4 protein-coding genes are annotated in these 5514 nt (G+C 69.7%); 3 read left to right on the top strand and 1 reads right to left on the bottom strand.

Annotated features, from left to right (window positions below; translation table 11 throughout):
- Nucleotides 1–713, bottom strand: a 713-nt coding sequence (locus tag GX015_RS04225; RefSeq protein WP_291343032.1) for a DEAD/DEAH box helicase, incomplete at its 3' end; no start/stop codon positions are given.
- Between the two features lie 253 nt (nt 714–966).
- Here GX015_RS04225 and GX015_RS04220 point away from each other — a divergent pair.
- From GX015_RS04220 to proB, 3 genes are all read left to right on the top strand, one after another.
- On the top strand, nt 967–2364 hold the full coding sequence (locus tag GX015_RS04220) for a hypothetical protein (protein ID WP_291343031.1): 1398 nt from the start codon (nt 967–969) through the stop codon (nt 2362–2364).
- A 298-nt stretch (nt 2365–2662) separates the two neighbouring features.
- Nucleotides 2663–4171: a GTPase ObgE gene (gene obgE / locus GX015_RS04215; RefSeq protein ID WP_291343029.1), complete on the top strand. Its 1509-nt coding sequence runs from the start codon at nt 2663–2665 to the stop codon at nt 4169–4171.
- A gap of 79 nt (nt 4172–4250) precedes the next feature.
- Nucleotides 4251–5378, top strand: a complete 1128-nt coding sequence (proB, locus tag GX015_RS04210) for a glutamate 5-kinase (RefSeq protein WP_291343028.1) — start codon at nt 4251–4253, stop codon at nt 5376–5378.
- Nucleotides 5379–5514: the final 136 nt, after the last annotated feature.

The raw sequence follows: 5514 nt of genomic DNA, 5'->3' as shown, positions 1-5514 counted from the left end.
GGCCGCTTCGTCGTATCGCGCAGCCGCACCACATTGAGCCGCAGCGACTCCCGATCCAGGCCGCCCCGCAGCACGCCGGTGCCGTCACCGAGCTGCGACCGCACGTCCTCGACGACGCGGTCGTTCGCCGTCGCCGTCGTCGCCAGCACCGGAACCCCCGTGCCCAACCCCGCGAGCAGATCGCGGATGCGCCGGTAATCGGGGCGGAAATCGTGGCCCCAGTCGGAAATGCAATGCGCCTCATCCACCACGACCATGCCCGCCGCCCGCGCCAGCGACGGCAGGACGTCGTCGCGGAACTGCGGATTGTTCAGCCGCTCCGGAGAGACCAGCAGCACGTCGACCTGCCCGGCGGCCACGCGCCGCTGGATGTCGCCCCACTCCGTCATATTTGCGCTGTTGACCGTCTCGGCCTCGATGCCCGCCCGCCGCGCCGCCGCGACCTGGTTGCGCATCAGCGCCAACAGCGGGGAGATGATCACGCTGGCCCCGCGCCCGCGACGCCGCAGCAGCTTCGCGGCGATGAAGTACACCGCCGACTTGCCCCAGCCGGTGCGCTGCACCACCAGCATCCGCTCGCGCCGGTTGACCAAGCCGTCGATGGCCCGCCACTGGTCATCGCGCAGCGACGTCCCCGGCCCCGCCAGGCCCTGCAACAGCTCGTCGGCCTCTTCGCGAGTTGCGGGCGCGTGAGCGGAATCGTCGGGGTGCATCGGCTCTGACTGTGCGGCATTGCGGCTTTGCGGCATGCCCCCACTAAAGCACGGCCCCCGGATTCCGATGTTCGAACGCTTCCCGCCACCCACGCGTACCCATCCGGGCTAACCGGCAAGGGGCTGAAAAATATATCGTGACCTGCGGAGATCTAGGGTTGGTGATAAGCGGCCCATTGGTCGGATCCCTTCGCCGACGGCGGGCCATCACCGGAGCCCCCGAGTGCGCTCCGCCAGCAGGGAGATGGAGACGATGAACGATCCACGGGGCCCGTACCCGCCCAACCAGCCCAACCAACCGAACCAGCCGAACCATCCCGGGCCGCAGGGTTGGGGGAACCAACAGCAGCCCTGGCAACCGCCGAACCAGCCCGGACCACGGGATTGGCAGCCGCAACCGCAGCAATCCCCGCAACTGCAGCAGCCCCCGCGGCAAGCAGCGCCGGGTGCGTCATCGTCGTCGACGATCCCTCCGACCGGGGCCAAGTCGGGTTCGAAGAAGGGCCTGATCATCGGCGGGGCGGTGCTCGCGGCGCTGGTCCTCGTCGCCGCGGTGGCGTTCGGCGCCTTCAAGCTGTTCACGGGCGGCGACCACGAACCGAGCCACATCGCCGCGGGCAATTTCGCTTCCTGCGCGGTGTCCGGGGGCGAGGTCTACTGCTGGGGCGACAACGGCTACCTGCATCTGGGCGTCGAGGAGACGGACACGGATTTCCTCGAACCCACGAAGATCGAGGGGCTGTCCGGCATCACGTCCATCTACGCCAACGCGGGCAACGCCTGTGCCGTGGACTCCGACGGCACGCCCCATTGTTGGGGTGACTCCCTGAGCTACTGGAACGGGGCGAAATCGGCGACGCCGGTGCTCATCGAGGGCTTCACCGCCGACGAATTCCGGCCCGGCTACTTCACGTCCTGCGGCCTCCGCGACGGGAAGGTGTCGTGCCAGGGCAACAACTACTTCAGCCACCTCGGGCCGCAGGACCGGCAGTTCGAGGTGGGCGAGGTCGTCGCCATCGACGGCCTCCCCGACATCGTCGAGCTCGCGCCGGTCGGGTCGACCGTCTACGCCCTCGACGCGGACGGGGCGGTGTGGGCCTGGGGCGAGGCCGGCGACGGCGGCATTCCGGGTGCGACCGAGGACAAGGTGTTCCCGCCGATGAAGATCGAGGGTCTGCCGGCCGCGTCGGCCATCCATTCCGCGTCGTGGCTCGGTTCCCAGGCCTGCATCATCGAGGAGGGCACCGGCGACGTCTGGTGCTGGGGCGAAAACGGAAAGGGCGAATCGGGGCAGCCGGTCGCCGGTGACACGGCCGAGTTCGTGGCCGTCCCCATGAAGGTCGAGGGGGTCACCGGGGCCACGGCCCTGGCGGGCGAGTCCGGCATGGTCGCTTTGCTTGACGACGGCACCGTGGTCGAGTGGGGCCGCGGCGTGGCCACGATGGTGGGTACCGACCAGTGGCACGTCCCGCGGCCGGTGGAGGGTGCGGCGGACGTCGTGGAGATCGCGGCGGGTGCGGCGCACCTGCTCATGGTGACCTCCGACGGCACCATCAAGGCCGTCGGAAGCAACTTCTCGGGACAGCTCGGCGACGGCACCGGGGAGGATCCGAAAGAGGTGGTCGACGTCAAGGGGATCAAGGCCGGGTGATGTTCCCGGGGCGGAAGGCGGTCACGTCGGCGTCGTAAAGCAAGGTAGACGGGGTACTTGCGACGCCGAAGTGATCTGCATCGCAGGTCACGGGGGACGCTGAACTTCTCACGATCCACCCCGGATCATTCGGGTTGGGCGTGGGATTGTGCGACAATCGAGGGCTATGCGGGGGTCCGATCAGTCGGACCCGGCTTTCGCGTGCCCGGAATCGGCGACGCGTTGGCTCCGGAAACAGCCGGAAACGAGCCCGACCCAACCCGGCCCCCGTCCCCAGCACCCCGAGGAATGAGGCCCCATGTCACGGTTCATCGATCGCGTCGTCCTGCACCTGCAGGCGGGCGACGGCGGCCACGGCTGCAGTTCCGTCCTGCGCGAAAAGTTCAAGCCCCTCGGCGGACCCGACGGCGGCAACGGCGGGCACGGCGGCGACATCGTGCTCGAAGTGTCGCCCCAGGTGCACACGCTGATGGACTTCCACTTCCACCCGCACATCAAGGCCGAGAAGGGCCGCCCCGGCGCCGGCGATCACCGCAACGGCGCCCGCGGCCAGGACCTGGTGCTGGAGGTGCCCGAGGGCACGGTCGTCATGACCACCGACGGCGAGGTTCTCGCGGACCTCACCGGCAAGGGCACCCGCTTCGTCGCCGCCGAGGGCGGTTACGGCGGCCTGGGCAACGCGGCGCTGGCGTCGCGCGCCCGCAAGGCCCCCGGCTTCGCCCTTCTCGGCGAGCCGGGCGAGGAGAAGGACCTGGTCCTCGAGCTGAAGTCGATGGCCGACGTCGGCCTGGTCGGCTTCCCGTCCGCGGGCAAGTCCTCGCTGGTCTCCGCGCTGTCGGCGGCCAAGCCGAAGATCGGCGACTACCCGTTCACCACGCTGCAGCCGAACCTGGGCGTGGTCAACGTCGGTCACGAGTCCTTCACCATCGCCGACGTGCCGGGCCTGATCCCCGGCGCCTCCGAGGGCCGCGGCCTGGGCCTGGACTTCCTGCGCCACATCGAGCGCTGCGCCGTCCTGGCGCACGTGGTCGACTGCGCGACGTACGAGTCCGACCGCAACCCCGTCGACGACATCAAGGCGCTGGAGCACGAGCTGGCCAACTACCAGTCCGAGCTCGCCGGCGACGTGGGCCTGGGCGACCTTGCCGAACGCCCGCGCGTGATCGTGCTGAACAAGCTCGACGTGCCGGAGGCCAAGGAGATGGCCGAGTTCATGCGCGAGGAGCTCGAGGAGTTCGGCTGGCCGATCTACGGCATCTCCACCGCCACCCGCGACGGCCTGAAGGAGCTGACCTACGGCCTGTCCGAGGCCGTGGCGAAGTACCGCAAGGAGAACCCGGCGAAGAAGGAAGAGAAGCCGGCCGTCATCGTGCCGAAGGCCGTGGGCCGCCGCGGCCGCACCCAGGACTTCGAGATCGAGCGCGATCCGGAGGATCCGGACGGTTTCATCGTGCTCGGCCGCAAGCCGCGCCGCTGGATCCTGCAGACGGACTTCGAGAACGACGAGGCCGTCGGCTTCCTCGGCGACCGCCTGGCCAAGCTCGGCGTGGAAGACGCGCTGGCCAAGGCCGGTGCGGTGCCGGGTTGCCCCGTGACCATCGGCGACATCACCTTCGAGTGGCACCCGCAGACCGCCGCCGGCGTCGACGATTTCGTCCCCTCCGGCCGCGGCACCGACCAGCGCCTGGAGACCACCGACCGCGTCTCCGCCGACGAGCGCAAGCGCGCTTCGCAGGCCCGCCGCGGCCTCATCGACGAGTTCGACTACGGCGACGGCGAGCAGGCCACGCGCGACCGCTACCAGTAGATCGCGGCCGGCCGGCCGCCGATCTCGAACGACCAACCACCACCCGCAAGCCCCCGATCACGACGAAACGAAAGGGCCCATGAACCCGCCTTACTCCAGCTCCACCCGCGACAGCATCCGCGATGCGAAGAGGATCGTGGTGAAGATCGGTTCGTCCTCGCTGACCGGCCCCGATGGCCGCACGGACCCGGCCAAGATCGACGAGATCGCCGAAGCGCTGGAAAAGCGCATGTCCAAGGGCAGCGACCTAATCCTGGTGTCCTCCGGTGCCGTGGCCTCGGGCATGGGCCCGCTGGGCCTGTCGACCCGCCCGACCGACCTGGCGACCAAGCAGGCGGCCGCGGCCGTCGGCCAGGTGCGCCTGGCCCAGGAGTGGTCGCGCTCGTTCGCCCGTTTCGGCCGGACCACCGGGCAGGTGCTGCTGACGTCGGCCGACGCCGGCGACCGCCCGCGCGCCCGCAACGCCCAGCGCACCATCGACCGCCTGCGCCAGCTTCACGCCATCCCGATCGTCAACGAGAATGACACGGTGGCCACGTCGGAGATGCGTTTCGGCGACAACGACCGCCTGGCGGCGCTGGTGTCGCACCTGGCGTTCTGTGATGCGCTCGTTTTGCTTTCCGACGTCGACGGCCTCTACGACCGCAACCCCTCCGAACCCGGCGCGAATTTCGTGCCGGAGGTGTGGAGCGGCAACGACCTCAAGGGCGTCATCGCCGGCGACGGCGGCAAGCTGGGCACCGGAGGCATGGCGTCGAAGGTCTCGGCGGCCCGCCTGGCCTCGCGCGGCGGGGTGCCGGTGCTGCTGACGTCAACGGAGAACATCGACGCGGCCCTCGACCAGGCCGACGTGGGCACCGCCTTCGCGCCGAAGGAGGACCGCCTGTCCGCGTGGCAGTTCTGGGTTCTCTACGCCGCCGACGCCACGGGCGTGCTGCGCCTGGACGCCGGTGCCGTGCGGGCGGTCACCGAGCACCGGCGCTCGTTGCTGCCGGTCGGCCTGACCAGCATCGACGGTGAGTTCTCGACGGGCGACATCGTGGACATCGTCGGCCCGAACGGCGAGATCGTCGGCCGCGGCGAGGTCGCCTACGACTCCGAGGAGCTCTCCCGCATGGTCGGCCGCACCACCGCGGAGCTGCCGGATGGCATGCAGAAGCCGGTGATCCACGCCGACTACCTGTCGGGCTACGCCTCCCGCGCGTGAGCGCCCGCTGAGGGATTTTTGCGTTCGCGGGGCATAGTCGGGGCATGGTGTCCCGCATCGCAGGAACTCTTGGCGAACTGCTGATCACGTTCGGCGTGATCATCGCGTTGTTCGTCTTCTATCGGCTCTGTTAAGC

It is taken from the genome of Corynebacterium sp. (genome assembly GCF_012837295.1).
In the GTDB taxonomy this organism is placed as follows: Bacteria; Actinomycetota; Actinomycetes; order Mycobacteriales; family Mycobacteriaceae; genus Corynebacterium.
The sequence above is the reverse complement of the archived record's forward strand: the minus strand, read 5'-3'. Positions and strand labels throughout refer to the sequence as shown.

What these genes read in the sequence shown, in the direction of transcription:
- GX015_RS04220 (WP_291343031.1), top strand. Translation starts at nt 967, where the DNA reads ATGAACGATCCACGGGGCCCGTACCCGCCCAACCAGCCCAACCAACCG.
- obgE (WP_291343029.1), top strand. Translation starts at nt 2,663, where the DNA reads ATGTCACGGTTCATCGATCGCGTCGTCCTGCACCTGCAGGCGGGCGAC.
- proB (WP_291343028.1), top strand. Translation starts at nt 4,251, where the DNA reads ATGAACCCGCCTTACTCCAGCTCCACCCGCGACAGCATCCGCGATGCG.